Origin of the sequence: Nonomuraea basaltis, assembly GCF_005893125.1 — a bacterium.
GTDB lineage: Bacteria > Actinomycetota > Actinomycetes > Streptosporangiales > Streptosporangiaceae > Nonomuraea > Nonomuraea basaltis.
In genome coordinates this window covers 1-18,640 of record NZ_VCJS01000126.1, presented here as the reverse complement: position 1 = coordinate 18,640, position 18,640 = coordinate 1, and the positions used below count along the sequence as shown (strand labels likewise).

Below are 18,640 nucleotides of genomic sequence, written 5' to 3'. Positions count from 1 at the left end.
GCCGCCTTCGGCGTCTGGGGAAACTCCGCCGGGATCGTGGTCTCAGATGTCGGCGAGAAGCCTGGCGGCGGCGGTCTCGATGCGCCGCTGGATCTGGTCATACGTACGGCGGCCGCGCAGCATCTCCAGCAGCTCCTGCACCCACACGCTGGCCAGCGACCCCGCGAGATCCCGTTGCTCCTCGCTCGCCTGCTCCAGCGTCAGGCCGTCGGCCGAGACGCGCAGCAGCAGCCCCGTCATCCGGTCGCCGAACGGCGTCTGCACCTCGGCCATGATCAGGGACCGGATGAGGGCGTCGGCCAGCTCCGGCTCGCGCATCAGGCCGCGGGTCGCGCGCATCAGCACGTCCACCGCTCGGCTCGACGGCGTCGAGGCGCCGGGCGGCCGGCGCTCGATGCTGCTCTCCAGCAGGTCGATCTCCTCGCCGACCACCGCCACGACCAGGTCCATCTTGGAAGGGAAGTAGCGATAGAGCGTGCCAAGCGCGACGCCCGCGCGCTCGGCCACCGTGCGCATCTGCATGGCCTCGACCCCGCCGCGCGAGGCCAGGGCGGCCGCGGCCTGAACGATGCGCTTGCGCCGCTGGTGCTGGCTGCGCGTACGGACGCTGTTCCCGCCCGGCGTGGCATGGCTCTCCATGGCTCCCTCGGCGTCGCCGGAGGAGGGCGCGGCGGTTGTCCCGTGCGGCGTGCGCATAAGAACACGTTATCTGATTTCTTGCAGGCGCGGCTTGTTACTCGTGAGTCACAAACGAGCCTTATCAGCCCATGTCTACGGCGTTACAGACGCATATCGCGGCTCATCGGTATGGACGGCTACTGGACAGATATTAGAATCTGTTCTAGTTTGCGATTCGGCTGACCGAGCGCTTGCTGGAGGCGCCATGACCGCGAACACGCTCGCGGCCCTGCTTCTCGCACGGGCCGAGGACGATCGACCTGGACTGATGTTCGAGGACGCGGCGTGGTCGTGGCGTGCGCACGTCGCCGCCTGCCGGGCCGCCGGGGCGTGGCTCTCCCGGCGGGGCACGGGGTTGCACGTCGGGGTGCTGAGCGAGAACGTTCCCGACCTGGTCTTCCTGCTGGGCGGCGCGGCCCTGGCCGGGCACGTGGTCGTGGCGCTCAACCCCACGCGCTCCGTAGACGAGCTGATCCGCGACGCCCGCGCCACCGACGTCGGCCTGCTCCTGTCCGACGGCCCCTACGAGGGCGTGGCGCGGCCGGTGTCCGAGGCGCTGGGGGTGGGCGCCCTGCCCCTGTCCGCTGCCGGGGCGCAAGCGGAGGTAGACCCCGGGGCCGTGCAGGAGGAGCCGCCCGCGCCCGATCCCGCGGACCTGGTGATGCTGATCTTCACCTCCGGCACCTCCGGCCGCCCGCGCGCCGTCCGGATCACCCAGCGGAAGATCGCCGTGCCCGGGGCGAGCCTGGGGGCGCTGCTCACGCCCGAGGACGTCGTCTACTGCTCGATGCCGCTGTTCCACTCCGGCGCCCTGATGGCCGCCTACGCCCCCGCCATGTCGTCGGGGGCGGCGCTGGTGCTGCGGCGCCGGTTCTCGGCCTCGGGCCTGCTGCCCGACGTCAGGCGGTACGGCTGCACGTACCTGCACTATGTCGGCAAGGCCCTCTCCTACGTCCTGGCGACCCCCGAGCGCCCCGACGACGCGGACAACCCGCTCAAGATCGCCTTCGGGAACGAGGGGAGCGCGGTCGCGACCAGGCGGTTCGGGGAGCGGTTCGGGTGCCACGTGATCGACGCCTTCGGCTCCACGGAGACGGCGATCTCGCTCACCCCCGACCCCTCGGGACCGCCGGGCTGCCTCGGCAGGTTGCCTGAGGGCGTGGCGATACTCGACCCTTTCACGGGGCGGCCCTGCCCGCCCGGCCGCGTCGAGGACGGCCGCCTGCTGAACGCGGACGAGGCCGTCGGCGAGCTGGTCAACACGGCGGGGGCGGGCCTGTTCGAGGGCTACTACAACGACTCCGAGGCCGATGCCGAGCGGATCAGGGACGGCGCGTTCTGGTCGGGCGACCTGGCGTGGATGGACGCGGACGGATACGTGTTCTTCGCCGGGCGCGGCACCGAGCGGCTGCGCGTGGACGGCGAGAACCTGGCCGTCGCGCCCATCGAGGCAGCGCTGCGGGAGTTCGGCGGGGTGATCGAGGCGGCCGTCTACCCGGTGCCCGACGCTGCGGCCGGCGATCAGGTCATGGCGGCGCTCGTGCTGGAGGAGGCCTTCGACCCGGACGCGTTCACCGCCTTCCTGGCATCCCGCCGGGACCTGGGCTCCAAGTCCTTACCCCGCTATATCCGCCTTTCTGAGGACCTTCCCCAGACGGCCTCCCACAAGGTCATCAAGCGGGTCCTCGCCCGGGAGGGCTGGCGCACCGGCGACCCGGTCTGGTGGCGCACGCCCGCCGGGCTCCGGCCGCTGACGGACGCTGACACCAAGGGGATCGAGGAGGAGTTCGTACGGCACGGCAGGCAACACCTCTTGGAGACGTAATGGATTTCACTCTGGACGAAACCCAGCAGGACTTGAAGAAGCTGGCCGCCGAGGTCCTCGTGAGGGAAGGGGACGAGGAGCGGCTGTGGCAGGCCGGGCTGATGGGCGTGTGCGTGCCGGAGGAGGCGGGCGGCGCCGGGCTCGGGCCGGTGGAGATGGCCGTGGTGCTGCGGGAGGTGGGGGCACGCGCGGCGATGGTACCCGCGCTGCCGACGCTCGTGAGCACGCTGGCCCTGGCCCACTACGGCACCATTGACCAGCAGCGACGCCATGGCGACGGTCGTGTCGCGATCGCGCTGCGCGAGCCCGGCCGCGCCCTGGCCGACTCGCCCGCGACCGCCGCGCGGCCGGTCGGCGACGGCTGGGCTCTGACCGGGCGCAAGATCTCGATCCTGTATCCGGGAGCGGCGGTGCTGGTCACCGCGGACGAGGGCCTGTTCCTCGTGGAGTCACCACCCGTGGCGGCATCCGAGCCCACGTCCGGGGCGGCGCCGACGTCCAGCGCCGAGCCCGTGTTCGCGGCGGAGTTCACGTCCACGGGCGAGCCGGCCGCCACGATCGTGCTCGACGGCACCCCGGCCGAGCGGGTGGCGGGGCCCGAGGCGGTCGCCGGTGCCCGGCGGCTCTTCACGGCCGCGGTCACCGCTCAGGCGAGCGGGGTCCTGGCCGGAGCGCTGGAGCTGACCACGTCGTACATCAAAACCAGGAAACAGTTCGGCCGGGCGCTGGCCGAGTTCCAGGCCGTGACCATGCAGATCGCCGACGTCTACATCGCCGACCGGGCGCTGGACGTGGCGATGTGGTCGGCGGCCTGGCGGCTGGGCGAGGGCCTGCCGGCCGAGCAGGATCTGGCGCTGGCCGCGTACCACGTCGGCGAGGCTCTCAAGGCGCTCTACACCTGCCAGCACCTGCACGGCGGCCTCGGGCTCGACGTGACCTACCCGCTGCACCGCTACTTCGCCCAGGCCAAGCACCTGTCCCACCTGCTCGGCGGCGCCGACGCCCAGCTGGACCAGATCGGAGCGCTCGTCTGATGCTGATCGACCTGACCCCCGGGCAACGAAAACTCCGCGACGAGCTCCGCGAGTACTTCCAGGGCTGTCTCACCGACGAGGACCGCAGGAAGATCGCGCAGGACCCGTTCGGCGAGGCGTACATGGAGCACTGCCGCCGCCTCGGCCGCGACGGCAAGCTCGGCCTCGGCTGGCCCAAGCAGTACGGCGGCGGTGGCTACGGCCCCCTGGAGCAGCAGATCTTCGCCAACGAGATCGCCAGGGCCGGCGTCCCGTACCCCATCATCACGGTGCAGACCGTCGGCCCGACGCTCATGCAGTACGGCACCCAGGAGCAGAAGGACCTCTTCCTGCCGCGCATCCTCGCGGGCGAGTGCCACTTCGCGATCGGCTACAGCGAGCCCGAGGCGGGCACCGATCTGGCGTCCCTGCGGACCACGGCGGTGCTCGACGGCGACCACTACATCGTCAACGGCCAGAAGATCTTCACCAGCGGCGCACACTACGCGCAGTACATCTGGCTGGCCGCCCGCACGAACCCCGAGGCCAAGAAGCACAAGGGCATCACCATGATGATCGCCTCCACGGACGACCCCGGCTTCTCCTGGACGCCGATCACGACCATGGACGGCCGCCACCACACCAACTCCACCTACTACTCCGACGTCCGTGTCCCCGTGAGCATGGTGGTCGGCGAGGTGGACCGGGGCTGGGACCTGATCGTCAACCAGCTCAACCACGAACGCGTCACGCTCGGCCCCGCCGGGAACATCGGCCAGACGTACGACCGCTTCCTCGCCTGGGCGAAGCGCACCGGCCTGGTGGAGAACCCGGACGTGCGGCGGGCGCTGGCGCGGGTGTGGGTGGCGCTGCGCACGAACGAGCTGCTGAACTGGCAGGTCGCCGCGAACATGGACCTCGGCTGGCTGGGCGCCCCCGACGCGTCGGCCACCAAGATCTACGGCTCCGAGCGCATGCAGGAGGTCGGCAGGATCGTCGGAGACGTCCTGGCCAGGTACGGCGACCCGGCCGACCCCGAGACCGCCGAGCTGCTCGAACGCACCGACCACGGCGTGAAGGGGGCCGTGGTGCTGACCTTCGGCGGCGGGGTCAACGAGGTGCAGCGGGAGCTGATCGCGATGCTCGGCCTGAGCCTCCCGAGGCCGCCGCGATGACCGAGGGGACCCCGATGACGGACGAGGAGCTGCACGAGCTCGCGGACAAACAGGCGGCGCTGGGGGAGGTACGCGGCGCTCCGGCGCCCGACCCGGTGAACGCACCCATGATCCGGCACTGGCTGGCCGCCATGGGCGACGCGAACCCGGCCTACCTGGACAAGGGCGTCGCCCCGCCCGCGATGGCCCAGGTGTGGACCATGCAGGGCCTGAGTGGGCAGGGGAAGGACCGCTCGCCGGTGGACGACATGATGACCGCGCTCAACGCCAACGGCTACACGGGCGTGGTGGCGACCAACTGCGAGCAGGCCTACCACCGCTACGCCCGTCTGGGGGAGCGCCTCACCCCCGCGACCAGGTTCTCGGACCTGGCGGGGCCGAAGAGGACCGCGCTGGGCGTGGGCTACTTCGCCACCTGGAACGTCACCTGGTACGGCGACGACGACCAGCCGGTGGCCGAGATGCTGTTCCGGGTCCTGAAGTTCCGCCCGCCCCGCAAGACCGAGCAGAAGGCGGAGCCGTACCCGCTGCGGCCCGCGGTCAACCAGGACACCGCGTTCTTCTGGGAGGGCGTGCGGAACGGCGAGTTGCGCGTCCAGACCTGCGCCGACTGCGGCCTGCTGCGCCACCCGCCGGGGCCCCTGTGCCCCCACTGCCGCTCCACCAACCTCTCCTACACGGTCGCGAGCGGCGAGGGCACCCTCTACAGCTACGTCGTGCACCACCACCCCCCGGTGCCGGGCCGCGAGACGCCGTTCGTGGTGGGCGTGGTGGAGCTGCCGGAGGGCGTACGGATCGTCGGCAACGTCGTGGACTGCCCGCCCGAGGAGGTGGATATCGGTATGTCATTGCGCGTGACGTATCGCCCCATGGACGACCAGCTCATCCTGCCGATGTGGGCACCACGGGAGCCATGATGCGAACGCTGACAGAGGACCAGTCCGGGATCGGCGCCGTGCTGCCGGAGCTGTCCATCGACCTCACGCCCACCGTGGTCGTCTCCACGGCCCTGGCCACGATGGACTTCACCCCCGTCCACCACGACACGCAACTGGCCCGCGCCCAGGGCTCGAAGGACATCTTCCTCAACATCCTGACCACCATGGGCCTGGTCGAGCGCTACGTCACCGACTGGGCGGGCCCCGAGGCCGTCATCGAGCGCATCAACGTCAAGCTCGGCGTCCCGGCGTACGCCGGGGACCGCCTGAGCTTCAACGGGACGGTCGTGGCGCGCGCGGACGGCCAGATCACGGTCGAGGTACGCGGCCAGGTGAGCCTGGGCGACCACGCCACCGGCACCGTCACCTTCACCCTCCCCAAGGAGAACGGACGTTGTTGAGCGGACGCACCGCCATCGCGGGCATCGGCGCCACCGAGTTCAGCAAGAAGTCGGGGCGTTCCGAGCTGCGGCTGGCCGCCGAGGCCGTGCTGACGGCGCTGGACGACGCCGGCCTGTCGCCCGGCGACGTGGACGGCATGGTGACCTACAGCCAGGACTCCAACCAGGAGATCGCCGTCGCCAGGGAGACGGGGATCGGCGACCTGACCTTCTTCTCCCGCGTCGAGTACGGCGGCGGCGCCGCGTGCGGGACCGTCGCGCACGCGGCCATGGCCGTGGCCACCGGAATGGCCAGGACGGTCGTCTGCTACCGGGCGTTCAACGAGCGCTCCGGCCGCCGTTTCGGCCAGCCGAACGCCCGCCTCACCGGCGAGCCCACCTCCCAGGGCCTGGAGATGAGCTGGCACGTGCCGTTCGGGCTGATGACCCCGGCGGCCTGGGTGGCCATGTTCGCGCGCCGCTACATGCATGCGTTCGGTGCCACTTCGGAGGACTTCGGCCGGGTGGCGGTGGCCATGCGCAGGCACGCGGCCACCAACCCGGCCGCCTGGTTCCACGGGCGGCCCATCACGCTGGAGGAGCATCAGGCGTCCCGGTGGATCGTGGAGCCGCTGCACCTGCTCGACTGCTGCCAGGAGAGCGACGGCGCGGTGGCCCTGGTCGTGACCTCCGCCGAACGGGCCCGCGACCTGCGCAGGTCCCCCGCGGTGATCGCGGCGGCCGCCCAGGGCTCCGGCGCCGGCCAGATGATGATGACCAGCTACTACCGGGACGACATGAGCGGCCTCCCGGAGATGTCCCTCGTCGGCCGGCAGCTCTGGGAGATGTCGGGGCTGTCGCCGCGGGACATCCAGACCGCCATCCTGTACGACCACTTCACCCCGTTCGTCCTGGCCCAGCTGGAGGAGCTGGGCTTCTGCGGCCGCGGAGAGGCGCCGGAGCTGATCAAGGACGGCGGGATCGAGCTGGACGGCCGCCTCCCGGTCAACCCGCACGGCGGGCAGCTCGGGGAGGCGTACATCCACGGCATGAACGGCATCGCGGAGGCGGTGCGCCAGATCCGCGGCACCGCCGCCAACCAGCTCGGTGGCGTCGCCAACGTGCTGGTCACGGCCGGCACCGGCGTGCCGACGAGCGGGCTCATCCTCTCGGCGGGATAGGCACAAGGCCTGGACCGCCTGAGCGCGTTCGATCCGGCCGCGCTCAGGCAGGACTAGTCGACGAACATCGGCACGGAGAAGAACACGATCATCGCGATCGCCACGCAGATCAGGAAGCCGATCAGCTCCCAGGCCCAGTCGAAGTGGCGGTTCCCGCGGCGGCGTGCCTGCGCCGGCCGGAACTGCTCCGGGCGGCGCTTGGGCACGGGCCTGGCGCGGACCGGGCGCGGGTCCAGGAAGGAGGACTGCCGGACGGGCGGCTCCTTCTCCAAACCAGGCGGATCCTCCCAGGGCTGCGGCATGCGGTAGACCGGCTCAGCGGGCTTGGGCCGCGGCTGGAACAGCGGCGCGGTCTTACGGACCGGGTCCTCCGTCCGCTGCGGCGCCGCCGCGCGGACCGTCTCGTCCGGCTCCTCCGGCTCGGGCGGGTCGGCGGGGCCCTTGTGGACCAGGATGTCGCCCACCAAGGACGGCGGCGGCTGCCGCACGTCCCTGGGCCTGCGCCGCTGTCCCCGGAAGGGGCGCGCGTCATCGCCTGGCGAGAGCACGTCGCCCCCCGCGTACGGCTGCGGCGGGGTCTCGCCGGGGAGGATCACGTCGCCCGTGGCGAACGGCTCGGGCGAGTCCTTGGGCAGCAACACGTCGCCCGTGGCGAACGGCTCCTGCCCTTCCTCGGGCGCCGCCATGAAGAACGACCGCTCCGCGGAAGGGTCCTCCCCGGACGTCGGCTTGACGGGGCGGACCGAGTGCAGGGCGGCCAGCGGGTCCCTGAGCGGCATGCCCACGGGCCCGCGGACCTTGGGCATCGGGGCCGTGGTCGCCTCGTGCGTGCCGACGTGCGACCGCGGCGGCGGCGTCAGCAGCTCCGAGGGGAAGATCACCGTGCTGGTCGCCGGATCGGCGTCGGACAGCGGCTGCGGCCACACCGGCGGGCTGGGCCAGCGCGGCTTCACGAACAGCGGCCCCGGGGTCGCCGAACGGGAGCCCGCGAAGTGGATGCGCAGCGCCCCGGGCGGTTGTGGCCACGGCAGGCGGCCGAGCACGTCGCGCAGCGGCGCGACGCTCAGAGCGCCGTAGACGTCGGCGATCGGCTTGGGCACGCGTACCCCGGTGGAGGCCAGCGCCGCTTGCAGCGCGTGCCTGAACCGGTGCGCCGCCCCCACGGCCATCTCCTCGGCCGTGTCGGGGGCGACGTCGAGCACCCAGGCCAGCTCGGCCTTGCTCAGCCCGCAGACCGCGGACAGCACCAGCACCTCGCGCTGGTGCGGGCGCAGCTCCCGCAGGGTGCGCTCCACGAGAGCGGTGGCCGGGTCGATGAGCGGATCGACCGCGGGGGGCGCGGAGACGACATCCCGCCGGTGGATCTGCCGGCGGGCGAACGCGTAGATAGCGGCGCGGGGCGGCTCCACGGGCGGGACGCCGGCGAGCACCGACGCCAGGACGTCGGACGCGGCGCCGAGGTCGCCGAGCTGGTCAGCGCAGTACGCGAACAGTCCGGCGGCATGACGGTCGTAGAGCTCTGCGGCCGTTTCGGCGCGTGAGCGCTGATCGGTGAGCGACTGGGACACGGGCCGGATCCTCTTGCTGTGTGCGGACGGACGCTGAGGGTGAGGTGAGCGGTGCGCGTCATGCGATTGTGGAGGTAATCATGCCAACACCGACAGGTCTGGCGCACTACCAGATCCAGATTTAGGCAAATATGCCTGGTCAGTGAAGCGCTTAAGTCAGGCCCAAGGGGACAGGTCGGGCCCCATCGCCGTAGTCTGTGGTCCCAAGAGATCATGCGGCGGTCGTGGCAGGGGGGCCGCGGCCCTGCCTAGCGCGAGAGGTTACGCGTGATCACATTCGACGCTGTCACCAAACGCTACCCAGACGGAACGATCGCCGTGGACCGCCTCAGCCTCGAGGCGCCCACCGGCGAGATCACCGTGCTCGTCGGCCCCTCCGGCTGCGGGAAGACGACGTCCCTGCGAATGATCAATCGCATGATCGACGCCTCCGAGGGCCAGATCCTCCTCGACGGGGTGCCGGTGCAGGGCATCGACCCGCCGACCCTGCGGCGCGGCATCGGGTACGTCATCCAGCAGGCCGGCCTGTTCCCGCACCGGAAGATCCTCGACAACATCGCCACCGTCCCCTACCTGCTCGGCTGGGACCGGAAGAAGGCCCGCGCGAGAGCCATGGAACTGCTCGAACGCGTCGGCCTCGATCCGGCGCTCGCCGGGCGCTATCCGTTCCAGCTGTCCGGCGGGCAGCAGCAGCGCGTGGGCGTGGCCAGGGCGCTGGCCGCCGACCCGCCGGTGCTGCTCATGGACGAGCCGTTCAGCGCGGTCGACCCCGTCGTCCGCACGAGCCTCCAGGAAGAACTGCTCCGGCTCCAGGCGGAGCTGAACAAGACCATCGTCTTCGTCACCCACGACATCGACGAGGCCATCAAGCTCGGCGACCGGGTGGCCGTGCTGCGGGTGGGCGGCACGCTCGCGCAGCTCGCCGACCCCAAGACGCTGCTGTCCGACCCGGCCGACGACTTCGTCCGCGAGTTCCTCGGGCACGACAGGGGGATCAGGCGCCTGCAGTTCGTCTCCACCGACGGGCTGCGGCTGCGTACCGACCTGACTGTGCCAGAAGGCTACGAGGGCGGTGCGGACGAGCCGTGGGTGCTGGTCGTGGACGGCGACGGGCGGCCCGTCGGCTGGATCTCCGGGGCACGGCCCGGCGAGCTGGAGTCGTACGGGACGTTCACGCACGGCCGCGACTCGATGCGCTCGGCGCTCGACGCGGCGCTGCTGTCGCCGTCCGGCTGCTCCGTGGCCGTGGACGGGGAGGGCAAGGTCGTCGGCGTGGCCACCAGGGAGGCGCTCGACGAGGCGCTGGCGGAGGCGGCCGATGGGTGACGGTCCTCCCTCCATCTGGGAGTGGATCGCGCGCAACTGGGACACCGGGCGGGTCGACAGCATCAGGAACCTCCTCACCGACCACCTGACCATGTCCCTCGTGCCGATCCTGTTCGCGTTGATCGTGGCCCTCCCGCTGGGGCTGGCCAGCGTGCGCTGGCGCTGGCTCTACCAGCCCACCTCCGGCCTGATGAACGTCATCTACGCGCTCCCCTCGCTTCCGCTCTTCATGTTGCTGATCTCGGTGACCGGGCTGTCGCAGACCACCGTGATCATCCCGCTGACCTTCTACGGCATGGCCGTGCTGATCCCGGCCGTGGTCGACGGGCTCGGCTCGGTGCCCGACCACGTGCGCCAGTCGGCGGTCGCGATGGGGTTCACGCCGCTGCGCCGCCTGCTGCTGGTCGAGCTGCCGATCGCGGTGCCGGTGGTGCTGGCCGGACTGCGGGTGGTCGCGGTCTCCAGCATCAGCCTGGTCAGCGTGGGCGCGCTGATCGGGCAAGGAGGGCTGGGCGGGCTGTTCACGCGGGCGTACCAGAACCCGTTCATGCCGCCGGTGATCGTCGGCATCGTCCTGATCGTGGCGCTGGCGCTGATCGCCGACGGACTGCTGGTGCTGGCGCAGCGGCTGCTCACCCCGTGGGTACGCGCGCGGAAGGGAGCGGCGTCGTGAGGGCGTGCTGCGGGGAGGTGGCGTCGTGGACTGGCTGACCGCGTTCTTCTCCTGGCTGGTGGAGTTCTTCGGCGACGGCGGGAACTGGTCGGGGCCGGACGGCATTCCCGCGCGGCTGCTGGAGCACCTGGAGTTCTCCGTGCTGGCGCTGGCGCTGGCCGTGCTGATCGCGGTGCCGCTCGGCCTGCTGATCGGCCACACGGGCCGGGGCGAGGTGCTGGTCGTCGTCTCGGCGAACCTGGCCAGGGCGCTGCCCACGCTGGGCCTGCTGGTGATGTTCGTGCTGCTGCTGGGCACGGCCTCGATCTGGCCGGTGATCATCCCACTGGTGCTGCTGTCGGTGCCGCCGATCCTGGTGAACACGTTCGAGGGCATCAAGGGGGTCGATCCCGAGCTGCGCGACGCCGCGTACGGGATGGGCCTGCGGGGCGGACAGGTGCTCGGGCGGGTGCTGGTGCCGGTCGCGCTGCCGCTGATCCTGCTGGGCTGCCGGCTCTCCGCGATCCAGGTCGTGGCCACCACCACGGTCGCCGCCTACACCGGGCTCGGCGGCCTCGGGAGATACGTGATCGACGGTTTCGCGACCAAGGATTATGCGAGCGTCGTCGGCGGTTCAGTACTGATTGTGCTGTTCGCCCTCGTCGTGCAGATCTTGTTTACGCTCACCCAGAGGGTGACGGTCTCGCCAGGGGTGAGCCAGCGACTCAAGGTTCGATAGGTTTCTCTGTATTACCTCCCGCTTAGAAGGGAAAGCAAGATGAGACGCAAGTACGGCATCGCGGGGGTGCTGATCTCGGCGATGCTCGCACTGGCCGCCTGCGGCGGTGGCGGCACCGGCAACGCGGGCAACCCGCTCGACACCACGAGCGCGGCTCCCAGCGGCTCGGCCTCGGGCGGGGGTAAGGCCGTCATCGGATCGTTCGACTTCGACGAGAGCGTCCTGCTCGGGTCGATCTACGCCCAGGCGCTGGAGGCCAAGGGCGTGCAGGTCGAGGAGAAGCCGCGGATCGGCAGCCGTGAGGCGGTGTTCGACCAGGTCAAGAGCGGTGGGCTGACCATCGTGCCGGAGTACAACGGCAACCTGCTCGCCTTCATCGACCCGAAGGCCACGGCCGCGACCGCCGACGAGGTCAACGCCGCGCTGAAGGAGAAGCTGCCCGCGGAGCTCGAGGTGCTCGACTCCTCGCCGGCCGAGGACAAGGACAGCCTGTCCGTCACCAAGGACACCCAGACCAAGCAGTCGCTCAACACGATGGAGGACCTGGCCAAGGTCTCCAAGACCATGACCGTCGGCGGCCCGCCCGAGTTCAAGAAGCGGTGGGAGGCGCGGTTCAAGGAGGTCTACGGGATCGAGTTCAAGCAGTGGAAGCCCACGGGGCCGACCACCGCCGACGCGATCAAGGACGGCACGATCCAGGTCGGCAACGTCTTCACCACCGACCCCAAGATGACGGCCAACAACCTCGTGCCGCTGCAGGACACCAAGAACATCTTCCCCGCCCAGAACGTGACGCCCCTGCTCAACAAGGCGGGCGCGACCGACACGATCAGGACCACGCTGAACGGCATCTCGGCGAAGCTGTCGACGCAGTCCCTGCTCGAGATGATGCAGAAGATCTCCGTCAACAAGGACGAGCCCGCTACGGTGGCCAAGGAATGGCTGACCTCCAACGGCCTCGGCTGACGCCTTGGCGCTCCCTGAGGGCCTCCGCCGTGCGGGGGCCCTCAGGGGTCGTCCCGGATCTCCCCGGCGTTGTCCGGGACCTCTCGCGCATCGCTCGGGAGTCTTCCGGGTGAGCGAGTTCACGGAGGCGATGGCGCAGCTCGCGGCGGGGGTGGCCGTGGTGACCGTACGCGATGGGCGCGACGATCTCGGCACCACGGTGTCGGCGCTGATGTCCGTCTCGCTGGAGCCCCCGCTCGTCCTGGTCAGCCTGGCGAGCCGCGGCTACCTCAACGAGGTCCTGCTCCGGCAGGACCGCTGGGCCGCTTCCCTGCTCTCCTCCGGCCAGGCGGCCATCGCCAGCCGCTTCGCCACCCCCGGCCGGCCCAGCGCCCGCCTCCTGGTGGCCGGCGTCCCGCACCACCGGGGTCCGCACACGGAGGCTCTGGTGGTGGAGGGCGGCGTGGCCGCCCTGGAGGCCGAGACCACCAGGGTGGTCCCGGCAGGGGACCACACGCTGTTCATCGCCGCCGTCCTGGCCGTCTCCTACGTCAACCCCACGCTCCAGCCCTTGGTTCGCCTCCGCGGCCGCTACCGGGCGGCGGGCTCTTGATCAGCCGTCCACCACGGCACGTTCACTACCACGGCAGAGCCGCCCGCCAGGCGGGCTTCGTCACCTGTCACACGGGGCCGCGGCGGAGCGTGTATCAGCGGATCACGTACCACTCGGGCAGGATGAGCGGACCGGCGGCGGGCAAACCCAGCTCGGCGGAGAGGCGGGCGAGCGGTCCCCAGGAGTCCAGCCGGATCCTGGCCAGGGCCGCGGACTTGTCCTCGCTGGACTCCGGGCCGCGTAGCCGCTCCAGCGGGTTGAGCCGGGGGAACATGCGGACGGGGGCGTCGTCGCCGAGCCCGGCCCGCTTCCTGGCCAGCGTCAGCGCGTCCTCCAGCCCGCCCAGCTCGTCCACCAGCCCGCTCGCCTGCGCGTCGGCCCCGGTCCACACGCGGCCGCGGGCCAGCTCATGGGCACGCTCCCGGGTCAGGTCGCGGCTCTTGGCCACCTTGCCCACGAAGTCGTCGTAGATCCGGTCGAGCCAGGCGTTGATCCGCTCCCACTGCTCGGGCGAGAAGCTGCGGGACGTGGAGAACATCCCAGCGTTGGCCCCCTCCGCCACCATTTCCGAAGTTATGCCCATTTTTCCGAGCAACTCGGAAAAGACCGGCTTGCCGCCGTACACGCCGATCGAGCCCGTCAGCGTGCCCGGCTGGGCCACGATCACGTCGGCGGCCATCGCCACGAAGTAGCCGCCGGACGCCGCCAGGTCGCCCATGGAGACGATCACCGGCTTGACCTTGCGCGTCAGCGTCACCTCGCGCCAGACCGTGTCGGAGGCCACGTACGAGCCGCCGGGGCTGTCGACCCGGAACACGACGGCCTTGATGTGCTCGTCCCGCCTGGCCGCCCTCAACGCGGCGCTGATCGTGTCGGAGCCCATCGCGCCGCCCCCGCCGAGCGGGCTCCGGCCGCTGCGCCCGGTCTTGATCATGCCGGTGCCGTGGACGAGCGCGACCCCGTCCGCCATCGGGTGCGGCAGCTTCCGCACGGCCGCGCCTCTGGCGTACCTGGAGACGTACAGGAGATGCGTGTCGCCGCCCGCGGCCTGCTTGACCTCGTCGTACACCTCGTCCCGGTACGCCAGCCCGTCGACCAGCCCGGCCTCCTGCGCCTCCGCGCTCGTGAACGGGCCCCGGTCGATCAGCTCGCGTACCTTGCCGGGATCCAGCCGGCGGCCGTCGGCGATGCCGGCGATCATCGTCTCGGTGACCGATTCCACGATGCGGCCCATGGACTCGCGGTGCGGCTCGGTCATGTGGTCCTGGGTGAAGGTGTTGACGGCGGTCTTGTACTCGTGCCGCTGTCCCGCCTCGTACCCCACGCCCAGCTTCGTCAGCGCACCCTTGAGGAAGCGCTGCTCCAGAGCCACCCCGGTCAGCCCGACGTCGCCGCTCGGCTGCAGGTAGACGCGCTCGAACGCGCTGGCGAGGTAGTAGGGCACGGTACCCCCGCCGAACTCGCCGAACGTCTCGGCGAACGCGACCGTCAGCTTGCCCGAGGCCCGGAACTGGATCACGGCCTGGCGGATCTCCTGCACCATCGCCAGGCCCAGCGGGTTCCCGCCGATCTTCACGATCAGCGCCTTGACCCTGGAGTCCTGCCTGGCCCGCCGGAGCCCGCCCAGGACGTCGGACAGGCGGGTCTTGCGCATGGACAGCAACGCGGCGACCGGATCCGTCGGCGGGCCCTCCGTGACCCCCTCGGTGAGATCGAGCTCCAGCACCAGCGGGCCGGTGCGCCGTTGGCGAAGCTTGTCGACGGTTTCGAAGAGCGCCTTGCCTGCATCCATACAAGCCACCCTAAGCGACACATTTCGAAACGCGCTCAGGTGCATGTGCACCTGAGCATGGGGTGGGGCGCGGGTGGGCGACCCACCCCTTGCGTTCGTCCTTAGCGGCTGCGCAGGGCGGCGTAGACGTCGATCCTCGGGGTCGTGACCTCGGTGCCCGCGCTCGGGTAGGTGATCGGCTTGCCTGTGCGCTTCAGCGCGTCCAGCATCTTGTCCCCCGAGGCGTGGGGGCGCTTCTGGTGCAGGAGCGCGAACGCGCCGGTCACGTGCGGGGTGGCCATCGAGGTGCCGTTCAGCGCCGCGTACGTGTTGCCCGCGATCGCCGCCGTGATCGCCACGCCCGGCGCGTACACGTCCAGCAGCGTGCCCCGGTTGGAGAACGCGGCCACGGCGTCCTGCTTGTCCGTGGCGCCCACGGCGACCGTGCTGGAGACGCAGGCCGGCCAGGACACCGACGCGTCGTAGCCGTTGTTGCCCGAGGCGACCACGGTCGCCACGCCCTTGGCGAGGAGCTTGTCGACCTCGGCCTTGAAGTCCGCCCCGTCGTCCTCGTCGCAGGCCGTGTCGTACTTGCCGCCGCCCAGGCTGAGGTTCACCGAGGCGACGTTGTACTGGTCGGCCAGCAGGTCCGCGTACGCCATGCCGGTCAGGATCGAGGAGTCGTACGCCAGGATGCAGACGGGCCGGCCCGCGCAGTACGGCGAGTTGTCGAAGCGGCTGAACACCTGCACCGGGATGATCTTCGCCTTGGGCGCCACGCCAGTGGCCTTGAACTCGGCCGTGGCCTGGCCCGCCGCGATGCCCGCCACGTGAGTGCCGTGGTAGCACAGGCCGTACTGCGGCTGCGGCGCGCCCTTCGTGCACGCGTCGGTCTCGGCGTTCGCGGCGCCGTCGCCGATCTGGAACTGGCTGCCGTTCGGGCACAGCGGCGAGGAGTTGTCGGCGGGGTCGGCGGCCGAGAAGCAGGCCTGCGCCACGATGCGGCGGCCGAAGGCCGGGTGGTCGTTGTCGATGCCCGTGTCCAGGATGGCGACGGCCGTGCCCTTGCCCGTGTAGCCCAGCCGGTGCGCCTTGTCGGCGCCGATCAGGGGGATGCTCTCCACGAGCGTGGGCTCGTTGAGCTTGTCCTTACGGATCGAGACGACGTCGGACTGCTCGGCGATCTTCTCGAGCTCGGCGCGGGTGCCGCGGTAGACGAAGAAGTCCAGCTTGCCCGAGACCTCGGAGGGCGGCTCCGCGTAGACGTTCCGCCTGTCCTGCTTGACCTGCTCAGCCCTGGCCTGTGCGGACTGCACCTGCGCGGGCTGCTGCACGCGGACGATGGCGCGGTGCTCGCCGGCCGCCGTGATCGCAGGGTCGATCTTGGACTCGGGGTCGGCGAGAGCGGGTGTGGCGACCAGCGCTGCTGAGGCGGTGGCTAAGGCGATGGCGCCGGCCAGCAGAGACGGGAGTCTCAACTGTTCCTCCGGGGGTTCGGGGGGCGTTTGTCAATAGAAGTGTATTAATTAGACAATCGATGTCAGAGGGCGTGATGGGTTCGTTACCCGTTCTTGTTCTGGCGCCTGACCGTGCTGCTTGCGAGCGCACCCTCGTCGCCGGTACGCGAGTACGCCGGAAGGGGCCGGATTCGCGGGATCCGGCCCCTTCTCGCGTGCTCGCGCCAGGGTTCAGGCGTCGGCGGGGCGGGCGTCGGCGGTGGCCCGTTCTGCGTCGATCCGCGCTGTGACCGTCCGCGCGCCTCCCGCGTCGTACGGGACTAGCCTGCCGGTGTTCTGCAGCCGCTGCAGGCTCTGCACCACCGTGAAGTTCGGGTACGCATGCCGCATCAGCGCGAACGCCCCCGCCACGTGCGGTGCGGCCATCGAGGTGCCACTCATCAGCCCATAGGAGTCGTCCGGGACCGCCGATTTGACGTTCACCCCGGGCGCGAACAAGTCGAGCAGCCTGCCACGGTTGGTGAAGGAGGCCACCGCGTCGTTGTCCCAGGTGGCGCCGACCGCGACGGCGGTGGAGATGCAGGCGGGCGAGGCGACCCCGTTCGTGAAGCCGTTGTTGCCCGCCGCCACCACGGGGGCGACGCCCAGGTCCACCAGGGTGTCGAATTCCGGCTTGACCGCGGCGGCGCTCGGGTCGTTGTCGCAGGCCGCAGTGTACGGGCCGCCGCCCCCGAGGCTCATGTTCACGGCCGCGACGTTGCGGGATCTGGCCACCCGCGCCACGTACTCCAGCGCCAGCTTCTGGTCGGAGATGTAGCTGACGTAGCACGGCGCCGACTCGCCGCCTATCCGGCACGTCGAAGGGCTGTCCGAGCGGCTGAAGACCTGGATCGCCATGATCCCGGCCGCGGGGGCGACGCCGTCGGCGGGCGCGCCCGCGGCCTTGCTGCCCGCCGCGATGCCCGCCACGTGCGAGCCGTGGTCGCAGAGGTTGCGGCCGTTGACCACACACAGCGGGATCTCGGCGTCGGCCGCGCCGGGACCGGTCTGGCTGGGCTGGTTGTTCGGGCAGATCGAGACCGTGCCGTGGCCGGCGTAGGAGGAGGAGAAGCAGGCCTCGTCGACCAGGCGGCCGGCGAAGAACGGATGGTCGCGGTCGATACCCGTGTCGAGCACGGCGACCGTCGTGTCCTTGCCGGTCCAGCCCGCGATGTTGGCCCGGTCCGAGCGGATCGTCCGCGTGCTGGTGTCGAGAACGGGGAAGCGCAGCTCGTCCTTGTACACGGACTGGACACGGGAGTCCTGCTTCAGCTTGGCCAGCGTGGCTTGGTCCAGCTCGGCGACGAAGAAGTGCGGCGACTCGGCCGTCTCCGGGGCGCGGCTTCCCCCGAAGGCATGCCCGATGGCGCCGGCGACGGCCGCGACGCTCTGCCCTGGCTTGAGCTGGACGATGGAGCGGACCTTGGTCTTGGCCTGGACCTCCGCGACGAGCGCGGGGCTGACGAGCGGGCCGCTGGTGTCGATCGTGTCGGCGTGGAGCGTCGGCGCCGCGTAGAGCAGAGCCGAGGCCACGGCCAGCGCCGTGGCGCCGGCCAGCAGAGATCGTAGCCTCACTTATTCCTCCGAGAATCAGGTGGTGTGATGTGTTGAGGCGGGAGCCGTGCAGATTTTCCGGCTCCCGGCTGCTGCAGCCGCATACATCCCCACCTGCGACAACTGTGATGTCAGTGACGTTTGTTACCAGAGAAACGATGGAGGCGTTTTTGCCTTATAGCGGCAAAGAGAAGAGGCCGGTCAAGAGTGACCGGCCTCTTCTGATATTTGGCTATTTAACGGTTTTGAGGACGTTCTTCGCGGCCTTCTTCAGCGCCGCGGCCGACGACTTGCCGCTCAGCCGCACCTTCTCGGAGGCGGTCAGCGTCGTGGTGCCGTTCGTGCCGTGCGCCCAGTTCAGCCAGCCCGCGAGCAGCGCGCTGTCGAGCTTGCCCTTGCCGCTCTTGGTGTTCTTCAGCACCCGGTACGCCTTGCCGAGCGACGACGCCTTCGTCAGCTCCGGGAACACCTTGCTCGACTTGCTGATCAGCTTCAGGTAGCAGGTGAGCGTGGCGTCGGGGATCGTGCCGCTGCTGCGGTGGATCTCCACGGCCCACTTCTTGGCCGACAGCTTCGTGGCGGCCGTGCCCCGCGTGCAGACCGCGGCCGTGGTCGCCGGCGTCGGCGTGACGGTCACCGTGACCGTGACGGTGGGCAGCGGGACCGGCGTGACGGACGACGTCGGCTCTGGCTCCTCCGTCGGCTCCGGGTCGGACGGGTCGTCCGACGGCTCGTCGGGCTCGGGGGTGGGGCCGCTTCCTGTCTCTTATACACCTCTGACCCGTC

The 18,640-nt window shown here is 70.6% G+C and carries 18 protein-coding genes; 12 read left to right on the top strand and 6 right to left on the bottom strand.

The features are described from left to right. Positions 1–42: 42 nt before the first annotated feature. Positions 43–639 carry a TetR family transcriptional regulator gene (locus EJK15_RS42120; protein WP_240777565.1) on the bottom strand — a complete coding sequence of 199 codons (597 nt, stop codon included), beginning with the start codon at positions 637–639 and terminating at the stop codon, positions 43–45. A gap of 244 nt (positions 640–883) precedes the next feature. On the opposite strand from EJK15_RS42120, the gene EJK15_RS42115 reads away from it, so the two are divergent. From EJK15_RS42115 to EJK15_RS42090, 6 genes are read left to right on the top strand one after another with little or no spacing between them, the layout of a single operon-like run. After that, positions 884–2,503: an AMP-binding protein gene (locus EJK15_RS42115; protein ID WP_138716070.1), complete on the top strand. Its 1,620-nt coding sequence runs from the start codon at positions 884–886 to the stop codon at positions 2,501–2,503. Then, positions 2,503–3,537, top strand: coding sequence for an acyl-CoA dehydrogenase family protein (locus EJK15_RS42110; RefSeq protein WP_138716069.1), 1,035 nt, complete (start codon positions 2,503–2,505; stop codon positions 3,535–3,537). The genes EJK15_RS42115 and EJK15_RS42110 overlap by 1 nt, the downstream gene beginning before the upstream one ends. Next, positions 3,537–4,691: an acyl-CoA dehydrogenase family protein gene (locus EJK15_RS42105; protein ID WP_138716068.1), complete on the top strand. Its 1,155-nt coding sequence runs from the start codon at positions 3,537–3,539 to the stop codon at positions 4,689–4,691. The genes EJK15_RS42110 and EJK15_RS42105 overlap by 1 nt, the downstream gene beginning before the upstream one ends. Continuing rightward, positions 4,688–5,608: a bifunctional MaoC family dehydratase N-terminal/OB-fold nucleic acid binding domain-containing protein gene (locus EJK15_RS42100; RefSeq protein WP_240777561.1), complete on the top strand. Its 921-nt coding sequence runs from the start codon at positions 4,688–4,690 to the stop codon at positions 5,606–5,608. The genes EJK15_RS42105 and EJK15_RS42100 overlap by 4 nt, the downstream gene beginning before the upstream one ends. Beyond that, positions 5,605–6,030, top strand: coding sequence for a MaoC family dehydratase (locus tag EJK15_RS42095; RefSeq protein WP_276615483.1), 426 nt, complete (start codon positions 5,605–5,607; stop codon positions 6,028–6,030). Before EJK15_RS42100 ends, EJK15_RS42095 begins: the two co-directional genes overlap by 4 nt. Next, positions 6,027–7,190: a lipid-transfer protein gene (locus EJK15_RS42090; protein WP_138716067.1), complete on the top strand. Its 1,164-nt coding sequence runs from the start codon at positions 6,027–6,029 to the stop codon at positions 7,188–7,190. Before EJK15_RS42095 ends, EJK15_RS42090 begins: the two co-directional genes overlap by 4 nt. Before the next feature lie 53 nt (positions 7,191–7,243). Here the strand turns inward: EJK15_RS42090 and EJK15_RS42085 are convergent, their stop codons facing one another. After that, positions 7,244–8,758, bottom strand: coding sequence for an RNA polymerase sigma factor (locus tag EJK15_RS42085; RefSeq protein WP_138716066.1), 1,515 nt, complete (start codon positions 8,756–8,758; stop codon positions 7,244–7,246). Positions 8,759–9,025: 267 nt separating this feature from the next. On the opposite strand from EJK15_RS42085, the gene EJK15_RS42080 reads away from it, so the two are divergent. The 5 genes from EJK15_RS42080 to EJK15_RS42060 all read left to right on the top strand — a co-directional run bounded on the left by EJK15_RS42080 (position 9,026) and on the right by EJK15_RS42060 (position 13,033). Beyond that, complete coding sequence (locus EJK15_RS42080; protein WP_138716065.1) at positions 9,026–10,084, top strand: ABC transporter ATP-binding protein; 1,059 nt, start codon at positions 9,026–9,028, stop codon at positions 10,082–10,084. Next, positions 10,077–10,757: an ABC transporter permease gene (locus EJK15_RS42075; protein WP_138716064.1), complete on the top strand. Its 681-nt coding sequence runs from the start codon at positions 10,077–10,079 to the stop codon at positions 10,755–10,757. Before EJK15_RS42080 ends, EJK15_RS42075 begins: the two co-directional genes overlap by 8 nt. A 25-nt stretch (positions 10,758–10,782) precedes the next feature. Further along, positions 10,783–11,475 carry an ABC transporter permease gene (locus EJK15_RS42070; protein WP_138716063.1) on the top strand — a complete coding sequence of 231 codons (693 nt, stop codon included), beginning with the start codon at positions 10,783–10,785 and terminating at the stop codon, positions 11,473–11,475. A 39-nt stretch (positions 11,476–11,514) separates the two neighbouring features. After that, positions 11,515–12,441: an ABC transporter substrate-binding protein gene (locus EJK15_RS42065; protein WP_138716062.1), complete on the top strand. Its 927-nt coding sequence runs from the start codon at positions 11,515–11,517 to the stop codon at positions 12,439–12,441. 109 nt (positions 12,442–12,550) lie between these two features. Beyond that, positions 12,551–13,033 carry a flavin reductase family protein gene (locus EJK15_RS42060; protein WP_138716061.1) on the top strand — a complete coding sequence of 161 codons (483 nt, stop codon included), beginning with the start codon at positions 12,551–12,553 and terminating at the stop codon, positions 13,031–13,033. 94 nt (positions 13,034–13,127) lie between these two features. Here the strand turns inward: EJK15_RS42060 and sppA are convergent, their stop codons facing one another. From sppA to EJK15_RS42040, 4 genes are all read right to left on the bottom strand, one after another. Then, the gene (sppA, locus tag EJK15_RS42055; protein ID WP_138716060.1) at positions 13,128–14,825 is read right to left on the bottom strand and encodes a signal peptide peptidase SppA; all 1,698 of its coding nucleotides are present in this window, start codon (positions 14,823–14,825) and stop codon (positions 13,128–13,130) included. A gap of 101 nt (positions 14,826–14,926) precedes the next feature. Beyond that, complete coding sequence (locus EJK15_RS42050; protein ID WP_138716059.1) at positions 14,927–16,282, bottom strand: S8 family peptidase; 1,356 nt, start codon at positions 16,280–16,282, stop codon at positions 14,927–14,929. A 210-nt stretch (positions 16,283–16,492) separates the two neighbouring features. Further along, the gene (locus EJK15_RS42045) at positions 16,493–17,875 is read right to left on the bottom strand and encodes a S8 family peptidase (protein WP_138716058.1); all 1,383 of its coding nucleotides are present in this window, start codon (positions 17,873–17,875) and stop codon (positions 16,493–16,495) included. A gap of 211 nt (positions 17,876–18,086) precedes the next feature. Beyond that, positions 18,087–18,404 (bottom strand): hypothetical protein, encoded by a 318-nt coding sequence (locus EJK15_RS42040; RefSeq protein ID WP_171074850.1) that lies wholly within the window; start codon positions 18,402–18,404, stop codon positions 18,087–18,089. Between the two features lie 10 nt (positions 18,405–18,414). Here EJK15_RS42040 and EJK15_RS71320 point away from each other — a divergent pair. Next, positions 18,415–18,640 (top strand): hypothetical protein (locus EJK15_RS71320; RefSeq protein WP_206061437.1); only part of this gene is annotated, 226 nt, incomplete at its 3' end.

Excerpts from the sequence above, each read along its gene's own strand:
- EJK15_RS42120 (WP_240777565.1), bottom strand. The coding sequence starts at position 639 with ATGGAGAGCCATGCCACGCCGGGCGGGAACAGCGTCCGTACGCGCAGC.
- EJK15_RS42115 (WP_138716070.1), top strand. The coding sequence starts at position 884 with ATGACCGCGAACACGCTCGCGGCCCTGCTTCTCGCACGGGCCGAGGAC.
- EJK15_RS42110 (WP_138716069.1), top strand. The coding sequence starts at position 2,503 with ATGGATTTCACTCTGGACGAAACCCAGCAGGACTTGAAGAAGCTGGCC.
- EJK15_RS42105 (WP_138716068.1), top strand. The coding sequence starts at position 3,537 with ATGCTGATCGACCTGACCCCCGGGCAACGAAAACTCCGCGACGAGCTC.
- EJK15_RS42100 (WP_240777561.1), top strand. The coding sequence starts at position 4,688 with ATGACCGAGGGGACCCCGATGACGGACGAGGAGCTGCACGAGCTCGCG.
- EJK15_RS42095 (WP_276615483.1), top strand. The coding sequence starts at position 5,605 with ATGATGCGAACGCTGACAGAGGACCAGTCCGGGATCGGCGCCGTGCTG.
- EJK15_RS42075 (WP_138716064.1), top strand. The coding sequence starts at position 10,077 with ATGGGTGACGGTCCTCCCTCCATCTGGGAGTGGATCGCGCGCAACTGG.
- EJK15_RS42065 (WP_138716062.1), top strand. The coding sequence starts at position 11,515 with ATGAGACGCAAGTACGGCATCGCGGGGGTGCTGATCTCGGCGATGCTC.
- sppA (WP_138716060.1), bottom strand. The coding sequence starts at position 14,825 with ATGGATGCAGGCAAGGCGCTCTTCGAAACCGTCGACAAGCTTCGCCAA.